Annotated in this window: 14 protein-coding genes; 5 read left to right on the top strand and 9 right to left on the bottom strand. The window is 76.1% G+C overall.

Annotation, left to right across the window (positions count from 1 at the left end; genetic code table 11):
- Window positions 1-109: 109 nt before the first annotated feature.
- Complete coding sequence (locus tag ABZS66_RS39370; protein WP_354766967.1) at window positions 110-466, bottom strand: helix-turn-helix domain-containing protein; 357 nt, start codon at window positions 464-466, stop codon at window positions 110-112.
- Window positions 467-514: 48 nt separating this feature from the next.
- Here ABZS66_RS39370 and ABZS66_RS39365 point away from each other — a divergent pair, with 48 nt between their 5' ends.
- Both ABZS66_RS39365 and ABZS66_RS39360 read left to right on the top strand, forming a co-directional pair.
- Entirely contained in the window at window positions 515-1,273 is a 759-nt protein-coding gene (locus tag ABZS66_RS39365; RefSeq protein ID WP_354766965.1) for a hypothetical protein, read from the top strand.
- Complete coding sequence (locus ABZS66_RS39360; RefSeq protein WP_354766963.1) at window positions 1,270-2,688, top strand: DUF4419 domain-containing protein; 1,419 nt, start codon at window positions 1,270-1,272, stop codon at window positions 2,686-2,688. Before ABZS66_RS39365 ends, ABZS66_RS39360 begins: the two co-directional genes overlap by 4 nt.
- A gap of 22 nt (window positions 2,689-2,710) precedes the next feature.
- On the opposite strand, the gene ABZS66_RS39355 is transcribed toward ABZS66_RS39360, so the two are convergent.
- Window positions 2,711-4,012: a type III PLP-dependent enzyme gene (locus tag ABZS66_RS39355; protein ID WP_354766961.1), complete on the bottom strand. Its 1,302-nt coding sequence runs from the start codon at window positions 4,010-4,012 to the stop codon at window positions 2,711-2,713.
- Entirely contained in the window at window positions 4,009-5,376 is a 1,368-nt protein-coding gene (locus ABZS66_RS39350; protein WP_354766959.1) for a hypothetical protein, read from the bottom strand. Before ABZS66_RS39350 ends, ABZS66_RS39355 begins: the two co-directional genes overlap by 4 nt.
- Window positions 5,377-5,531: 155 nt before the next feature.
- Between ABZS66_RS39350 and ABZS66_RS39345 the strand changes: the two genes are divergently transcribed.
- Together ABZS66_RS39345 and ABZS66_RS39340 are read left to right on the top strand one after the other, a co-directional pair.
- Window positions 5,532-6,827 (top strand): nucleotide sugar dehydrogenase, encoded by a 1,296-nt coding sequence (locus ABZS66_RS39345; protein WP_354766957.1) that lies wholly within the window; start codon window positions 5,532-5,534, stop codon window positions 6,825-6,827.
- A complete protein-coding gene (locus tag ABZS66_RS39340; RefSeq protein ID WP_354766955.1) occupies window positions 6,820-7,890 on the top strand; it encodes a glycosyltransferase family 4 protein in 1,071 nt (356 codons plus the stop codon). The genes ABZS66_RS39345 and ABZS66_RS39340 overlap by 8 nt, the downstream gene beginning before the upstream one ends.
- Here the strand turns inward: ABZS66_RS39340 and ABZS66_RS39335 are convergent.
- The 6 genes from ABZS66_RS39335 to ABZS66_RS39310 are packed head-to-tail and all read right to left on the bottom strand — an operon-like array spanning window position 7,827 to window position 14,818.
- Window positions 7,827-8,861 (bottom strand): alcohol dehydrogenase catalytic domain-containing protein, encoded by a 1,035-nt coding sequence (locus ABZS66_RS39335; RefSeq protein WP_354766953.1) that lies wholly within the window; start codon window positions 8,859-8,861, stop codon window positions 7,827-7,829. The genes ABZS66_RS39340 and ABZS66_RS39335 overlap by 64 nt on opposite strands.
- Before the next feature lie 12 nt (window positions 8,862-8,873).
- A complete protein-coding gene (locus ABZS66_RS39330) occupies window positions 8,874-10,691 on the bottom strand; it encodes a beta-galactosidase trimerization domain-containing protein (protein ID WP_354766951.1) in 1,818 nt (605 codons plus the stop codon).
- On the bottom strand, window positions 10,688-11,830 hold the full coding sequence (locus ABZS66_RS39325; protein ID WP_354766949.1) for a DegT/DnrJ/EryC1/StrS family aminotransferase: 1,143 nt from the start codon (window positions 11,828-11,830) through the stop codon (window positions 10,688-10,690). The genes ABZS66_RS39330 and ABZS66_RS39325 overlap by 4 nt, the downstream gene beginning before the upstream one ends.
- Window positions 11,827-12,783 (bottom strand): NAD(P)-dependent oxidoreductase, encoded by a 957-nt coding sequence (locus ABZS66_RS39320; protein WP_354766947.1) that lies wholly within the window; start codon window positions 12,781-12,783, stop codon window positions 11,827-11,829. The genes ABZS66_RS39325 and ABZS66_RS39320 overlap by 4 nt, the downstream gene beginning before the upstream one ends.
- Window positions 12,780-14,093, bottom strand: coding sequence for a class I adenylate-forming enzyme family protein (locus ABZS66_RS39315; RefSeq protein WP_354766945.1), 1,314 nt, complete (start codon window positions 14,091-14,093; stop codon window positions 12,780-12,782). The genes ABZS66_RS39320 and ABZS66_RS39315 overlap by 4 nt, the downstream gene beginning before the upstream one ends.
- Entirely contained in the window at window positions 14,090-14,818 is a 729-nt protein-coding gene (locus ABZS66_RS39310; RefSeq protein WP_238011731.1) for a sugar phosphate nucleotidyltransferase, read from the bottom strand. Before ABZS66_RS39310 ends, ABZS66_RS39315 begins: the two co-directional genes overlap by 4 nt.
- Window positions 14,819-15,005: 187 nt before the next feature.
- Here ABZS66_RS39310 and ABZS66_RS39305 point away from each other — a divergent pair.
- Window positions 15,006-15,359: AMP-binding protein (locus ABZS66_RS39305; RefSeq protein WP_354766943.1), on the top strand; the 354-nt coding region annotated here is incomplete at its 3' end.

The raw sequence follows: 15,359 nt of genomic DNA, 5'->3' as shown, positions 1-15,359 counted from the left end.
CCGACAACCCGCGGGCGGCCCTCGCCTGGCTGACCGCCCACGAGCCGCTCCGCCAGTACGAGCTCACCGGCCGCGCCGCGCTCGGCCGCTTGTTACGAGCGCGGGGCGCTCACGAGGAGCCGCGCCCTCGCCCGAGCTCGTCCGCGTGCTCGACGGCCCACTCGCCGATCGCGATGACCAGCGGGAGCAGCGAGCGGCCCAGGTCGGTCAGCGCGTACTCGACCCGCTCCGGCGTCTCGCGGCGGCTCACCAGGCCGTCGTCCTCCAGCCCGCGCAGGGTACGGGTGAGGATCCGCCGGCTCAGCCCGTGCACCGTGCGGTCGAGCTCGTTGAACCCGTACGGCCGCTCACGCAGCACGGCCAGGATGAGCACGCTCCACTTCTCGCCGACCCGGCGCAGCACGTCGGTCGCCACGCACGCCGCACGGTCGTCCAGCGTCACGGGCAGGGGCAGCACAGGTGACATCAATGTGCCTTCTTTCGCGGTCGGTGCCCGGGAACCCACCATCCGAGTATGCGCACAGTAGTGATCACCGGCGGGACCCGCGGCATCGGCGGCGCCCTCGCCGAGCGGCTCCGGCAGGCCGGCGACCGGGTCGTGGCGATCGGCAGCGCCGACGCCGACCTCACCTCCGTCCGGCAGACGGCCGCCCTCGCCGACCGGCTCCCGGACCATGTCGACGCGCTCGTGTTCGCCGCCGGGCGGTTCGGGTCGCGGCGGGTCGTCACGCCCGAGGGCTTCGAGCAGACGTTCGCGATCGGCGTGCTCAGCCGCTACCTGCTCGCCGAGCGGCTGCGCCCGGCCCTGGAGCGCGCTGCCCGCCCGGTCGTGCTCAATCTCAGTGGTACCGGTGGCATCCGGGCCGGCGCGGTGCACTGGGACGACCTGCAGCTGACCAGCGGGTACTCGCTGCTGGCCGCGACCATGCAGGCGGCCCGGGCCAACGACCTGCTCGGCGCCGGCTTCGCGGCCCACCACCCGGACAGCCCGGTCCGGTACGTGCTCTACAACCCGCTCTTCGTCGACTCCGGCCTGCAGCGGCACTTCGACCCGCCGCTGCGCTGGGTGGTGGGCGCCGCGGCGGCCGTGTTCGGCGCGTCGACGACCCGCGCGGCGGCCCGGCTGGTCCCGCTGCTCGACGACCCGCCGGCGGCACCGCTGACCGCGCTGCGCCGCGGCGCCCCGGTCCCGCTGTCCCGCCCCGAGTTCGACCCCGCGGCGGCAAAACGGCTTTACACGGTCCTGGCCGAACTGACTACGGTACGCGGGTGACGAGGTTCCCGGTCGACGACGTGACGCCCGCCCCTGCGCCGCTGCCGACGCGCCCGCTGCGTGAACGCTTCCCCGACGCCCTCGCCCTCGGCGGCGACCCCGACCTGCCGGTGCTCGCGGACGACGGCGTGCACCCGCTGTTCGGTGCGGTGGCCCGGGCGTTCGCCGAGCACCGGCCGCTCGTCCTGTCGCCCGACGCGGTCTGGCTCACGATCGCCGGCGGCGTCGCCCAGCACGTCCGGCTGCATGCGGAAGAGCTGCGGCCCCGGCTGGTCGCCCACGCCGGCAAGCAGCGCCTCACCGTGACGGTCGGCGGTGAGGTCCCGTGGCCGTTCGTCGTCGAGTCCTTCGCGAAACAGGTCGGCTGGTTCGAGTGCGACTTCTCCACGAGCACCGACGTCGAGCGCGTCGCCGGCCAGGTGGTCCTGCTCGACGTCTACTCGCCGTACTACACGCTGTGGCTCACCATCCTCTGCGGCATCCCGTCGGTGACGCTCACCGGCACCGTCGAGGACTGGCGCCGCATCCGCTCGCGGGTCGACGCTCTGGAGCCCTTCGGGCTGCAGACGTGGCGCCGCTCGCTCGCCCCGATCCTCGACGAGTTCGTCCGCGCCGCGTCCGGCGCCCCGGATCCGGCGTTCTGGCAACGGATCTACAACCCGGCCGACGCGTACGGCGGCGACCGGGCCACCGGCTGGATCGCCCGCTTCTACCCGTACCTGAAATCCACCGCGATCGACGTCCCCAACCCGCTGCTGGACCTGCCCCTCGGCGAGCCCCGCGAGCAGCCCGACCCGCCCGGCGTGCAGAGCAGCCAGGTCCCCGCCGCGGTCTCCCGGGTGGTCGTCAACGTCAACGACCAGGTCTCCGGCGTGAACCGGGTCGTGGCCCTGCACGGCGGGCTCGTCGCCGTCGCCCAGGACGAGGACGGCGCGCTGCGCCCGGTCGCCGGCTGGCACGTCACGCCGGCGACCCTGGAGCTCCACGACGTCCTCGACCGCGTGGTCCGCGACCACGACACCACCCCGCCCTTGGAACCGCCCCACGGGCAGCTCCCGGAGGAGGTGATCGCCCTCTACCACCGGATGGGCTCGGCGTCGCTGTTCGGCGGTCGCTGGAGGCTGATCCCGGTGAGCGAGCGCCGCTTCGTGCACACCACGCTCCCCGACCTGTGGACGGAGACGCTCTTCGAACTGGCCGACGGCCGCACGATCGTCGACGCCTACGACATGGAGACCCACACGACCCGCTGGCTGCTGTGCCGGGTGGCGCCGGACGGCCCGTACCTCCGGCTGGCCGACGACCCGGCGGACGTGCCGGTGCTCGGCACGTCCCTCGCCATGCTGCTCGACGCCGCCCTGGACGCGGACGGCGACGTCGCCCACCTGGAGACCGGCCGCCTCAGCTCAGGATGAACACGGCGGCCGCCGCGATCGGCTACTGAACGGGGGCGGTCATGGGCAACCCATCGTCCACCGCCGTGTAGAGGCGCTGCGGCCGCAGGAGGTCCTCGACGGTGTCGCGGACCCGGATCAGGTACGACCGGCCGCCGTCGACGAGAACCTCGGCGGGATGGCCGTGGCTGAGGAACAGCACCGGCGACGCGCTCGGCCCGTAGGCGCCCGACCGGAAGATGCCGATGAGGTCGCCCGGGCGCACCGGCGGCAGCTCGACCGCCTTGCCCAGCGTGTCGCTCGGCGTGCAGAGCGGGCCGGTGACGTGCCACGACTCGGTGGCCGGCGCGTCGCGGCGGTTGAGCACCGCCATCGGGAAGTTGCGCTTGACGAACGAGCCGATGCCGACCGCCGCCATGTGGTGGTTGGTGCCGCCGTCGGCGACCGCGAACCGCTCCCCCATCGACGTCTTGGTCCCGGTGACCCGCACGACGTAGGTGCCGGCGGTCGCGGCGAGGTACCGCCCCGACTCCAGCAGCAGCCGGGTGCCCGGGTGCCGGTCGGCGAACGCCGCCACCACCGGGTTCAGCCGCTCGGTGAGCAGCAGCGGGTCGAGGTCACGCTCGCCGTCGAAGTAGGCGACGCCGAGCCCCCCGCCGACGTCGACGAGCTCCAGCGGGAAGCCGCACCGGGCGGCGACCCGCTCGGCCAGCTCGAAGATCCGCTCGGTGTTCTCGACGATGACGTCCTCGCTGAGGATCCGGGTGCCGACGTACGCCTGGACCCCGATGACCCGCACGCCCGGGCGGCGCAGCAGGTCCGGGCCGAGGTCGAGGACCTGCTGCTCGTCGATGCCGAACTGGCGCGGCTTGCCGCCCATCGTCAGGCCGGAGCCGCGCACCGAGAAGGCCGGGTTGATCCGCAGCACGACCGGGGTGACGACGCCGGCGGTGCGGGCGATGCCGTCCACGAGGTCGAGCTCGGGCACCGACTCGCAGACCACGGCGGCCAGGCCGGCCCGGACGCAGGCGGTGAGCTCGGCGACGCTCTTGCCCGGGCCGAGGAAGATGACGTGCTCCGGCGGGATCCCGGCCCGCTGCGCGGTGACCAGCTCGGCCAGCGACGAGATCTCGGCGCGTGCGCCGAGCGAGCCGAGCAGCGCGCAGATCGACAGGTTCGGGTTGGCCTTCAGCGAGAAAAAGATCTCCATCGCCGGGTGCAGCGCGGCGCGCAGCGTGCCGAAGCGGTGGCGCAGCTCGTCGCCGTCGTAGAGGTACATCGGCGTGCCGTAGCGCTCGGCCAGCTCGCCGATCGTGATGCCCTGCACGGTGTGCTCGCCGGTCACGTGGTGGTCCTCTCGGCCAGGCCGGCGAGCCGGCGGGTCAGCTCCTCGTCGATGGCCTCCGCCTCGGCCGCGGTACCGGCGACGAGCAGGGCGTAGAGCCGGCCGTCGAACGGCTTGCCGCCCTCGCCGGCGGCCGCGTTGACGGTGGCGAAGTTGTTCACGATCGCGCCGCTGCCGCCGGCCCGCGCCGGCAGCAGGTCGGCGATCGCGCCGCGCAGCTCGGCGTACGAGACCGGCCGGCCCAGCCGCAGCGGGTACTGCCGGGCCAGGGCCGCGCCGCCGTCCGGCACGCACGCCTCCTGCAGCCGCACCTGGTAGGTCGACATGTTGCTGCGGGCGTTGATCTCGATGACCGGGAACAGCCGCTCGTCGTCGCCGACGAGTGCGTCGACCCCGGCCACGCCGTGGTAGCCGTCGGCGGCGAGGGCCGCGCCGATCGCCTCGGCCGCCGCCCGCACCTCGACCAGCTGCGCGGCGTCGAGCCGGGCCGGCATGCGGTGTCCCTTGTGGACACCGTTGGCGGTGAGCGCCTCCTTGACGAAGTCGAACCGCGGGGTACCGTCGCGGCCCACGGTGACCTGGTAGTTGAGGTCGGCCCGCTTGCCGACCCAGGTCTCGACCACGAGCGTGAGCCGGTCGTCGCCGCGCCGCTCGGCCCGCTCGTGCAGCTTCCGGTCGAGCCGCAGCAGCATCGGCTCATCCCGGACCGTCATGATGCCCTTGCCGGACACCCCGAACGCGTCCTTGACCACGACGGTCCGGCCGGCGGCCAGCAGCGCGCGGGCGGACCCTGCCGCGGCCCGCCACTCCTGCAGGGTCGTGCAGGTCCAGCCGTCCGGCTGGCGCAGCCCGAGCCGGTCGGCGAGGCGCCGGCTGTAGATCTTGCTGTTGACCGCCTTGCACACGGCGGCCGGGCTGCCCGCGATCTCCAGGCCGGTCGCCTCGGCCAGCTGCTCCTCCAGCGCCGAGACGCCGTGCGGGAGCAGCCGGGCCCCGCTCGGCGCGAGGGCCCGGAGCCGGCCGAGCAGCACCGGGTCGGCGAGCGCGTCGGCGGTGACCACGCGGGCCGGGTCGCCGTCGCCGGCGGCGAGCACGCGCGGCAGGTCGAGGCCGAGCCGGGCCAGGTCGTCGAGGTGGTCCGGGTCGGGCGCGGCCTTGAGCACCACCGCGTCACCGCCGCCGGCGAGCAGCAGCGCGAACTCGTCCATCCGGTGCACCATCGCCGCGGAAGTGCCGAAGGCGTAGCGGGGCAGCCCCGGCTCGCCCTCCGCCCAGCGGTCCTCGACCTCGAAGTTGCCGACGAAGACCAGGGGCGTGGCGGCGTCCCCGGTCGTCGCCCGCTTGAGCCGGGGCAGGAATGGCATGGCGTCAACCGTCCGCCGCCGCGCCGGACCCAGGAAGTCACGATGGTGCGCCCATGCGGCGGGGCGGTTGGCGTACCCGGTCGGGCAGCTTGAGACGGCCCGCGGGCGCGGCTAGCGTCCGTGCCGCGACAGGTGGCCCGAGCGGAGGACGACTGATGCCCGACCAGCAGACCATCACCGACCGCTACGACGTCGCGGTCGTCGGCCTCGGCTACGTCGGGCTCCCGCTCGCCGGGCTGTTCGCCGCCGCGGGCGTGCGGGCACTCGGGGTCGACACCGACCCGGCGGCCCGGGCCGCGGCGGCCCGCGGCGAGCCCGGGTTCTTCGAGCCCGGCCTGCCCGGCCTGCTGACGCGCAGCGGGCTCGAGCTGGCCGGCGCCCTGCCCGCGCAGCCGCCGGCCGCGGTGGTCATCTGCGTCGGCACCCCGGTCGACGCGGAGACCCGCACGCCGGACCTGCGCCAGCTGGTCGCGGCGACCGAGCACGTGGCCGCCCACCTGGGCCCGGACACGCTGGTCGTGGTGCGCAGCACGGTGCCGGTCGGCACCTGCCGCACGGTGGTCCTGCCGATCCTGCGCCGGGCGGTGGACCAGCCGCTGCTGGCGTTCTGCCCGGAGCGGACGATCCAGGGCCGGGCGGTGGCCGAGATCCAGCAGCTGCCACAGGTGATCGGCGGGCTCGACGAGCGGTCGCTCGAACGGGCGCGGGAGCTCCTCGCGCCGCTGACCGCCGACCAGGTCACCGTGTCCTCGCTGGAGGCGGCCGAGCTGGTGAAGCTCGCCTGCAACGCGCACACCGACCTCATCTACGGCTTCGGCAACGAGCTGGCGACCATCGCCGAGCACCTCGGGCTCGACGCGCACGAGGTGATCCGCGGGGCCAACCTGCGCTACCCTCGGCCCGACCTGGCCCGGCCCGGGTTCGTCGGCGGCAGCTGCCTGACCAAGGACCCGTACCTGCTCGCGCACAGCGCCCGCGCGGCCGGCTACGAGCCGCCGATGGTCGCCGCGTCCCGGGCCGTGAACGAGGCCGTACCGGTGCGCGCGGCCCGGCGGGTCCTGGCGGCGCTCGCGGGTCGCGCCACGCCGGTCGCCGAGTGCACGGTGCTCGTCTGCGGGGTCGCCTACAAGGGCCGCCCGGAGACCGACGACGTGCGCGGCGCCGCGTCGGTGACGATCGCCCGCGAGCTGGGCCCGTGGGTGGGCCGGCTGCTCGGCCACGACCCGCTCGTGCCGGCGGCCCGCATCGCCGCGGCCGGGCTGGAGCCGGTCGCCCTGGCCGACGGCCTGCGCTCCGCCGACGCGCTGGTCGTGCTCACCGACCACCCGGCGTACGCCGGCCTGACCGCCGACGTCGTCCGGGCGCCCGTGGTGTTCGACATGTGGAGCGTGCTCGCCGACCGGCTGCGCGACGCGCCCGGTGTCGTGTACCTCGAGCTCGGCCGTGGCTGAGGCCCGGCGCCGGATCCTCACCGTCTTCGCCGGCCTCCCCGGCGGCCAGACGTCGGGTGCGCAGCGCATGGCGTGGCGCACCACGGCCGCCCTCGCCCGCCGCGGCCACATCGTGGCGGTGCGGACCGACGCGACCCCACCGTCCGAGGTGGACACCGCGTTCGCCGAACCGGCGGGCTTCGTCCCCGACGTCGTGCACGCCTACGACCTGGCGCTGCCCGGCGCGGTGGTGCTGGCCCGGGACCTGGCCCGGCGCTGCGGCGCCGCGTTCGTCCTCACCCCCGCGTCGGCGCCGTCGGTCTGGCCGGACGTGGACCTCGGTGCCCGGCTGTGCGCCGCCGCCGAGGCGCTCTTCCTGCTCACCCCGGCCGAGGCGGCGGCGCTGCGGGCGTTCGGCGCCGACCAGGCCCGGTTGCGGACCCTGCCGTCGGCGCCCGATCTCGCCGGCCGCCCGGACCCGGCCGGCTTCCGGGCCCGGCACGGCATCGCCGGCCCGCTGGTGCTGTTCCTCGGCCGGCGGGTGGCGACGAAGGGCTACCGGGTGCTGCTCGACGCCGCGCCGCGGGTCTGGGCCGACCATCCGGGCACGACGTTCGCGTTCGCGGGCCCGTACGGCGAGCCGGGGGCCGCGGCGGCGTTCGCGGCCGCCGACCCGCGGATCCGCGACCTCGGCGTGCTGGACGAGCAGGCCAAGCATGACGCGCTCGCCGCCTGCGACGTGTTCTGCCTGCCCACGTCGGCCGACGTGTTCCCGCTGGTCTTCGCCGAGGCGTGGAGCCTGGCCCGGCCGGTGGTGACCGGCCGGTTCCCGGGAGTGCGGGACGTGGTCGGCGACGGCGTCGACGGCCTGGTGGTGCCGGCGCGGGCGGCCGACGTGGCGGCGGCCGTGGGCCGGTTGCTGGCCGACCCGGCGCTGCGGGCGGCCCTGGGCGCCCGGGGACGGGCCCGGGTCGAGGCGACGATGGGCTGGGACCGGGTCGCCGCCGCGGTGGAGGCCGGCTATCCCGGGTACCCCGGGTACAGGACCACCTTCAGCGCGCCGCCGCGGTCGAACAGGTCGTAGGCCGCGGGCGCCTCGTCCAGCGGGAACCGGTGCGACACCAGCGCCGCCGGGTCGAGGCGGCCCGAGCTGATGAGCTCCAGCGCCGGCGCCCGGTCGGCAATCGGGTCCCCCACGACGAACCGGACCGTCAGCTCCCGCGCAAACCCCGTCCCGGTCGGCAGCGGCGCGTCGGTGGCGTGGTGGGCCCCGACGACGGCGATCCGCCCGCGCGGCCCGGCCACCAGCATCGCCTGGGCCAGGGCGGCCGACGAGCCGACCGCCTCGACCACCGCGTCGGCCGGTCCGCCGGAGGCGGCGAGCGCGTCCGCGAGGCCGTCCGGGGCAACCGCCGCGAACCCGAGCGCCTCGGCCGCGGCCCGCCGGGCCGGCAGCGGGTCGGCGACGACGACCCGGGCCGCGCCGGCCTCCCGGGCGCACATGGCGCTGAGCAGGCCGACCGGCCCACCGCCGACGACCGCGACCGAATCACCGGGCGTCACCGAGGAGCGCCGGATCGCGGTGTGCGCGGTGGTGAGCGTGTCGCACACGAACAGCGCCTGCTCGGGGGTCACCGACGCCGGGCGGCGGGCCAGCACGTGCGCGGCGTGCGGCACCAGCACCAGGTCGGCCTGCCCGCCGTCGACGGCGGCCCCGACGACGGTGGAGTAGCCGAACAGCGTCGCCGACGGGCACTGGTAGTGCCAGCCCCGGGCGCAGACCCGGCAGGTACCGCAGCTGATGAGGTCGGACGCGAACACCTCGTCGCCGGGCCGGTGGCCGGCGTCGGCGCCGGCGGCGACCACGGTCCCGACGAACTCGTGGCCGAGCACGGTGCCGGGCGCGAAGCCGGGGATCTCGCCGCGGTACGGGTGCAGGTCGGTGCCGCAGATCGCCGCGCAGGTGACCCGCACCAGCGCGTCGCCGGGCCCGCACCGGGGCGGCTCGGGCAGGTCGCAACGCACCCGCACCCGCCGGGGTCCCTCGTACACCACACCGCGCATCCCTCAGCCCTCCACGTCGACGATCGCCCAGTCCTTGCCCGGCAGCGCCACGCGCCGGGTCGCGCCGGACGGCCGGCGCAGCTCGGTGTCGGCCGGGGTGGCCCGGTGGTTGACCGCCAGCACCGCGCCCGGCGGCTCGGCCAGCGCCACCAGCTCGACGTCGGGGTCGTCGCACGAGACGTCGGGCACGACGCCGGCGCCGGCCGCGACCGTCGCGTACCAGGCGTGCCAGGGCGCCGCGTCGAGGCGGTGCGGATGGTCGAGCAGCCGTTCGAGGGGCAGCGGCGAGAAGTAGACGGTGCCGGCGCCGACCCGGTTGCGCAGCAGCGCGGGTGCCCCGTCGGCGAACGTCGCGAGCACCTCCGCGGTCGTCGGGCGGACCTCGGCCAGCAGCTCGCCCGCCGGGACGCGCACCGGCCAGGTGACGCCGGCCCAGGCGAACTCGCGCGGCCCGCCCTCGGCACGCGCGAAGTCGACGAGCTCGGCGCCGGCGAGGGCCGCGCCGGGGAAGCCGTGCAGGTGGTCGTCGAGGGTGAACCAGACGGTACCGCCGACGCGGACCACGGCGTGCAGGCGGTCGAGGTCGGCCGCGGTCACCTGCTGTACCGAGGGGCAGATCACCACGTCGTAGCCGGTGAGGTCGCCGGTCACCAGGTCGCAGCGCAGGTGGGCCCGCTTGAGCAGCAGGTAGGCGTAGAACGTGGCGAGCGCCGGCCCGGCCGGGTCGAGGTACGAGGCGGCGCCACCCGACGGCGGCGGGCCGCCGGCGAAGAGCGCCACCCGGGCCCGGCCGGGCGCCGGGCGCAGCGCGGCCGCGTGCCGGGCCAGCCGGCGCACGGCGGCCATCCGCGGCTTCGGCACACCGTCCACATCGGACAGCCCGGCGAACCGCTCCATGGGCCGGGCGTCGTAGGGCTCGGCGGTGGAGGCGACGTCCTGCCAGCACCAGTAGATCGCGCCGAGCCCGCCGCCGGCGAGGCACGACGCCGTGCTCGCGGCGAGGTGCCCGGTCGCGACCGCCTCGTCGGTGCCGTAGCTGCCGAGCTCGTCCACGAGGGACGGCCGCCAGGCCGACGCGTACCAGGCCGCGAACGCCGCCAGGTGGCTCGCCTTCACCGCGCGGGTCGACTCGACGCTGCCGGGCGACCAGGTGGGGAACGCGTGCACGGCGGTGACGTCCAGCCCGCCGGTGCGCCGCACGTCGAAGGCCGACGGGCCGAAGACCGCGCTCGCATCGTTGGCCTGGCAGACCAGCGTCCCCGGGGCGGCGGCGCGCACCGCGTCGGCGAGCGTGCGCCGCCAGCGCTCGACCTCGCCGGCCGTGAGCCCGGCCGCCTCGGCCGGGTCGACGTTGCCGATCTCGTCGCCGAGGTCGACCAGGAGCAGCGCGTCCGCGCCGGCGAGGGCACCCGCGACGGCGCCGGCGTAGCGGGCCTGCGCCGCCAGCAGGTCCGGGTCGCGCCACAGGCTGCGGCCGCGCCGCCAGGGCGGCTCGAGCCGCTGACCGTTCATCCAGATCGTGACGAGGGACAGCACGCAGGCCAGGCCGTGCCGGCCGGCCGCATCGACCGCCCAGCGCACCCGGTCGAGCACGACCGGGTCGAGGCCGCCCTCGTCCGGTTCGGCGTCGCGCCAGAACAGGAACAGGCGCACGGTGTTCAGCCCGGTCGCGGCGATGGCGGCGAAGTCGTCCTCGACGGCCTTCGGCGCCCAGTCCCGCCACAGCTCGCAGCCGGCGGCGGCGGGCCAGTAGGTGACGCCGAGCGGGGTGAACGGCGCGCCGTCGCGGGTCAGGCGACCGTTGTCGATGTGGTACTTCATGCCGTCAACGCCGCTCGGACGGCGTGCACGACGTGGTCGGCGTCGGCGTCGCTGAGCAGGGCGTGCAGCGGGAGGCTCACCAGCCGCCCGGCGAGCGCGTCGAGGACGGGCAGGGGCCGCCCGGTGCCGCGATAGCGGCGGCGGTACAGCGACATGTGGTGGATCGGCTGGTAGTGCACGGACGTCTGGACGCGGTTGCGCCACAGCGCGGCCCGGAACGCGTCCCGGTCGGCGCCGTCGGGCAGCAGCACCGGGAAGAGGTGGTGGGCCTCGTCCGGCTGCGCCGCCGCGCCCGGCAGGCCGAGGCCGGGCACGTCGCCCAGCCCGGCCCGGTAGCGGGCGGCCAGCGCCGCGCGCCGCCGCCGCTCGCCGGGCAGCCGGCCGAGCTGGACCCGGCCGATCGCCGACGCGATCTCGGTCGGCCGGTAGTTGAGGCCGACGTCGTCGACGTCGTAGCTCGCGACCGCGTCGGTGCTGCGCTCCCAGGTGGCCCGGGTGAGGCTGTGCGAGCGCAGCCGGCGGATGCGCGCCAGGCGGTCCGGGTCGGCGGCGACGACCATGCCGCCCTCGCCGGTGGTGAGGTTCTTCGTGGCGAAGAAGCTGAAGCAGCCGACGTCGCCGACGGTGCCGAGCGCGCCGGCCGGGTGGGCCACGACGGGCGCGTGGGCGGCGTCCTCGACCAGCGTGACGGGCGTGCCGGCGAGCAGGTCCCGCAGGGCCGTAAGGTCGGCCGCCCGGCCGGCGTAGTGGGTCGCGACGACCGCGCGGACCGCGGGGTTGAGCAGCCGGGCGACGTCCGCCGGGTCGATCGTGAGGTCGTCGGGCGAGCGGACGTCGGCGAAGACGGGCGTGGCGCCGTGCAGCGCGACGACGGCGGCCCCGGCGACGAACGTCAGGCTCGGCACGATCACCTGGTCGCCGGGGCGCAGGTCGAGCGAGAGCATCGCGAGGTGCAGCGCGGCGGTACCGCTGGACACCGCGACCGCGTCGCCGACACCGAGGGCCGCGGCGAACTCCAGCTCGAACGACCGGGTGACCGGGCCGGCCGACAGCCAGCGCGAGCGCAGCACCTCGGTCACCGCCGCGATCTCCGCGTCGCCGACGGTGGTGTCGGCCAGCATGATCATCGCCTCGCTCATCGCGTGTACCACGCGTACGTCTGCCGCAGCCCGTCCGCCAGGCCGACCGCCGGCTCGTAGCCGGTCAGCTCGCGCAGCCGGCGCAGGTCGGGCGCCCGGCGGTCCGGCGATCCCTGCGGTGCGGGCCGCGGGTCGATCCGGGGCGACCGCCCGGCCAGCGCGCACAGCCGCCCGGCCAGGTCGGCGATGCGGATCTCCTCGCGGTCGTTGCCGATGTTCACGGTGACCGCGCCGGGATCCGGATGTCGCAGGACCGCGACCGTCGCGTCGACCGCGTCGTCGACATGGCAGAACGAGCGGGTCTGATCGGCGCCGGGCAGACCCAGGGGGTCCTCGCCGCCCCGGATGCGCCCGATGAGCTGCGGGATCACGTGCCGGTTGCCCATCCGCGGGCCGTACACGTTGTGGTACCGCGCGATCCGGACCCGGCTCGGCAGCCCGAGATGGCCGAGGAGGTGCTCGCCGGCCATCTTGCCCAGCGCGTACGCGGTGCGGGGCGAGCCCGGCTCGGCGAGCACCCACGGCACGTCCTCCGGCACCGGGAAGCCGGCCAGCCCGGTGCGGGCGGCGCCGTCGCCGACCTCGCTGGTCGAGCTGAAGAGCAGCACCGACGGCGGCCGGCGGGCGCACCAGTCGGCGAGGTGGACGGTGCCGAGCAGGTTCGTCCGCAGCACCGCGGCCGGCCGGGTGAGGGCCTGGGCGACGCCGACGACGGCGGCGAGGTGCACGACCGTGTCGTACGGGTCGGGCAGCAGCGCGTCGGGGATCGGCGTGGTGAGGTCGTGGCGGGCGAGCGTGGCGCCGTCGTCGAGGACGCGCCGCAGGGCCGGGTCGTCGGCGCCGCGGGACAGGTCGTCGAGCAGGGTGACGGCGGCGCCGTCGCGCTGCAGCCGCCGGGCGAGGTGCAGCCCGACGAACCCGGCGCCCCCGGTGATCAGCACCCGCTCGGTCATGTCGTGGACTCCTCACGTGACGGGCGGGGCAGCCGCCCGCGGTCGACCTTGCCGAGCGGGCCGCGCGGCAGCTCGGGCAGGACGTGCACGGCGCGCGGCAGCTCGTGCGGGGACAGCCGGCGCCGGCACGCCTCCATCACCCGGTCCGGCTCGGCGCCGACGACGGCGAGGTGGACCTCCTCGTCGCCGGTGCGCACGGCGACGCCGTAGGCGACGACGTCGCGCACCGGGACCGCCTCGCGCACGACCCGTTCGAGCCGGGCCGGGTTGACCTTGCGGCCACCCACGTTGATGAACGTCGACTTCCGGCCGAGCAGCCGCAGCTCGCCGTCCTCGAGCCGGCCGGCGTCGCCGGTCGCGAACGCCGGGGCGGTGCGGGGCGGCTCCCCGAGGTACCCGTCGAACATCGTGTCCGTGGTGACGTGCAGGAGCCCGTCGTCCGCCACCGCGATCCGGGCGCCGGGGACCGGGGACCCGACGCCGTCCGGGTGCCACGGGAGGTCCCGCTCGTGCTGGGCGCAGATGAGGCCGGTCTCGGTGCTGCCGTAGCACTGCCACGGCGGCCGGCCGTTCCAGGCGGTGGTCGCGGCGACGACGTCGGCGGGCATCGGGCCGCCGGAGGTGAGCAGGGTGGCCGGGCGGGGCAGGGGCGCCGGGCGGGCCTGCGCGAGCAGCGAGTACAGCAGGGGCGTGCCGAGCAGCACCGGCGCCGGGTCGCCCGCCAGCAGCGCGGCGAGCGACCGCAGGTTGAGCCGCGGCATGGTGACCAGCGTCGCGCCACCGGCCAGGGCGGCGGCGAGCCCGGCGCCGAGGCCGAACGAGTGCGCGAGCGGCAGCGGCGCCACGATCACGCTGCCGGCGGTGAGGCCGTGCAGGTCCCGGTACAGCTCCCCGCCGCGCAGGATGTGCTCCAGCGGCTGTACCGCCAGCTTCGGCTCGCCGGTCGACCCGGAGGTGAACTGCAGCACGCGCGGCGGGTCGACCGGCGGGAGCGGGCGCTCCTCGGCGAAGGCGATGTCGCCGGGTCCGAGGACGGCGCGGACGTCGGGCCGGGCGTCGGCGAGGTAGGAGCTGCCCGGCTCGGCCAGGAGCACGTCGAGGCCGGCGAGCCAGCAGCCGAGCAGGCCGGCGATCGTCTCGGGGGTGCCGTCGACACACAGCGCGACCCGCTCCCCGGGTGCGAACCGGCGGCGCAGGCCGTGGGCGGCGCGCCGGGCCAGCCCGGCCAGTTCGTCCCGGCCGACGGCGACATCGGTCCCAGCCACCCGGACCGCCGCCCGGACCGCCACGCCGCCCAGCTCGGTGCTCACCGCGGCTCGCCGATGAGCGGTTCGGCGAGGAACCGGCCCGGGTCGTCCAGGAAGTCGAGCTCGGCGCGGGCCAGGCTCTCCGGTGTGCCGACATCGTGCCAGGTGTCCGCGAACCGGTGGGTGGCGACCGGCCGGCCCGCGTCGACCAGCCGGGTGATGAGCTCCGGCATGTCGAGCGGCCGGTCCGGCGGCAGCTGCCCGACGACGCTGGGGTCCACCACGTACATCCCGGCGGCCACGTCGACGGTGACCGTCGGCTTCTCCTCGACCGCGGTCACCCGGCCCGCCGCGTCGGTGCGCAGGACCCCGAACGCGACCGGCACGGGGCACTCCCGCACGGCGACGGTGAGCACGGCGCCGCCGTGGCGGTGCGCCGCGACGAGCCGGTCGAGCTCCGCGGTCGTCAGGATGTCGGCGTTCATCACCAGGGCCGGCGCGTCGAACCCGGCGACGGTGCGCAGCGGGCCGGCGGTGCCGAGTGGGGTGCGGTCCCAGTTGTACGCGATCGACACGCCGAACCGCCGGCCGTCGCCGAGCGCCTGTTCGATCTGCGCGCCGAGATGCGACACGCAGATCGTCAGCCGGTCAAATCCGGAGGCCCGCAGTTGCCGGACGATGATTTCGATGATCGGGTTTCCCCCCACCTCGATCAGCGGTTTGGGAATCCGCGGGGCGACGGCGGCCAGCCGGCGGCCCATTCCCCCGGCCATGACGATTGCGTGCATCGGCGTCTCTTTCGACCGTCAGGCGCGTGCTGTCCGGGAAATCTTCGACAGCGGCGGATTCGCGCGGCAAGGATCGGCCGCCCGCACGATGGACCTAGCCGCTTTGCCAGGTCCCGTGGTCATTGACATTTCTCGAAAATCGCTGGGACAGTGGCGCCGGTCGTTCCCTGGTGAAAAGGAGACCGTCGTGCAGTCCCTGGCGTCCCTGGTGCGGCACCACGCGCGGCGGGCCCCCGATGCGGTCGCGGTGGTGCACGGCGCCGACCGGCTGACCTACGGCGAGCTCGACGAGCAGAGCGACCGGCTCGCGGGTGCGCTGCTCGCCGCCGGGGTCGGGCCCGGCGACCGGGTGGTGCTGCTGGTGCCCCGCTCGACCGGCCTGATCCGCTCGGTGTTCGGCGTGCTCAAGGGCCGCGGCGTCTACGTGCCGCTGGAGATCGACGCCCCGGCGGCCCGGCTGGTGCCCCGCATCGCCGCCGCCGAGCCGCGCGTCGTGATCGCCCACCCGCGGGCCGCGCACCTGCTCGGCGCGGTCCGCGCC

Origin of the sequence: Dactylosporangium sp. NPDC005572 (genome assembly GCF_040605515.1) — a bacterium.
Classification (GTDB): domain Bacteria; phylum Actinomycetota; class Actinomycetes; order Mycobacteriales; family Micromonosporaceae; genus Dactylosporangium.
Note: the sequence above shows the minus strand (reverse complement) of the source record. Positions and strands in the feature narration are given on the sequence as shown.

What these genes read in the sequence shown, in the direction of transcription:
- ABZS66_RS39350 (WP_354766959.1), bottom strand. Translation starts at nt 5,376, where the DNA reads ATGCCATTCCTGCCCCGGCTCAAGCGGGCGACGACCGGGGACGCCGCC.
- ABZS66_RS39365 (WP_354766965.1), top strand. Translation starts at nt 515, where the DNA reads ATGCGCACAGTAGTGATCACCGGCGGGACCCGCGGCATCGGCGGCGCC.
- ABZS66_RS39310 (WP_238011731.1), bottom strand. Translation starts at nt 14,818, where the DNA reads ATGCACGCAATCGTCATGGCCGGGGGAATGGGCCGCCGGCTGGCCGCC.
- ABZS66_RS39345 (WP_354766957.1), top strand. Translation starts at nt 5,532, where the DNA reads ATGCCCGACCAGCAGACCATCACCGACCGCTACGACGTCGCGGTCGTC.
- ABZS66_RS39330 (WP_354766951.1), bottom strand. Translation starts at nt 10,691, where the DNA reads ATGAAGTACCACATCGACAACGGTCGCCTGACCCGCGACGGCGCGCCG.
- ABZS66_RS39325 (WP_354766949.1), bottom strand. Translation starts at nt 11,830, where the DNA reads ATGAGCGAGGCGATGATCATGCTGGCCGACACCACCGTCGGCGACGCG.
- ABZS66_RS39320 (WP_354766947.1), bottom strand. Translation starts at nt 12,783, where the DNA reads ATGACCGAGCGGGTGCTGATCACCGGGGGCGCCGGGTTCGTCGGGCTG.
- ABZS66_RS39370 (WP_354766967.1), bottom strand. Translation starts at nt 466, where the DNA reads ATGTCACCTGTGCTGCCCCTGCCCGTGACGCTGGACGACCGTGCGGCG.